The following is a 925-nucleotide window of genomic DNA, read 5'->3' as shown; positions in this document are numbered from 1 at the left end:
GCCCGCTAAATTTAGCGGGCTTTTGATATTACTTTTGTATTAACTAAGTACGGGACTTAATTAAAACTGGAAACGCATGTTAGCAAAGTACGCATCGTTATCAGAATCATCAGCGTTGTTTTCGTAACCCACCTTTACACCAATATTTTTATTGATAAAGTGTTGAGCACCAAAGCTGTAAGTGTCTTGCTTGTTGTAGTTAGCAAATACAGATGTTGCTTTTGAGAAGTAGTAGTTAGTTTCTGCTACCCATTGGTTTTCTGCGTCATCAATGCTTTCGTATTTACCTTCAAAAGTAAGGTAGTTACCTTGCTGTAAATCAATAAAGTATTTAGCAGCAACTGCACGGTAATCAAAATCATCGTCTGATGTAAGTGTAACACCTACGTAATCTGTGCTGTTTAGCATGTAGTTGTAAGCTAAATCAAATAATGCGAAATCGTCGCCGTCTTTGTTTTCAACTAGTGTTACTTTTGCAAGTAAATCAGGGTTGAAAAAGTAACCACCCGTCAGTTTATAAAGCTCACTGTTAGAACCTGAATTTGGGTCTAGGTTTTCGTAAGATGCGCCAACAACAAATTCATTAATAAAGTATTCACCACCAACCGATGTTAAATCGCCAAAGTCGTCATCAGCGTAGCCACCATATACGTTAGTTTGTTTATTGATGTATTCAAACTGATCGTACGGACCTAAAGTTTTTTTAGGAGATAAGTAGTAAATAGAATCTACAGCAACAGTATCGTTGTTATCGCTATTTTTGTAGCTTAGGTTACTAATTGAATTATAGCTGTCTGCAGCAGCCGCAGTGCTAGATAATAAAATGATCGAAATAATAACTGCTAATTTTTTCATTGTAAGACTTCCCTATGTACATTGCTTTTTATGCTCTAGCTGTATTGCTAAAGTCGAGGCACATGCTAAC

The 925-nt window shown here is 36.4% G+C and carries 1 protein-coding gene; it reads right to left on the bottom strand.

What is annotated here, in order from left to right:
- Positions 1-60: 60 nt before the first annotated feature.
- The gene (locus tag H5072_RS20410; RefSeq protein ID WP_182694632.1) at positions 61-855 is read right to left on the bottom strand and encodes a putative porin; all 795 of its coding nucleotides are present in this window, start codon (positions 853-855) and stop codon (positions 61-63) included.
- Positions 856-925: the final 70 nt, after the last annotated feature.

The sequence above is a fragment of the Pseudoalteromonas sp. SR45-5 genome, from assembly GCF_014163565.1.
Classification (GTDB): Bacteria; Pseudomonadota; Gammaproteobacteria; order Enterobacterales; family Alteromonadaceae; genus Pseudoalteromonas; species Pseudoalteromonas distincta.
The sequence above is the reverse complement of the archived record's forward strand: the minus strand, read 5'-3'. Positions and strand labels throughout refer to the sequence as shown.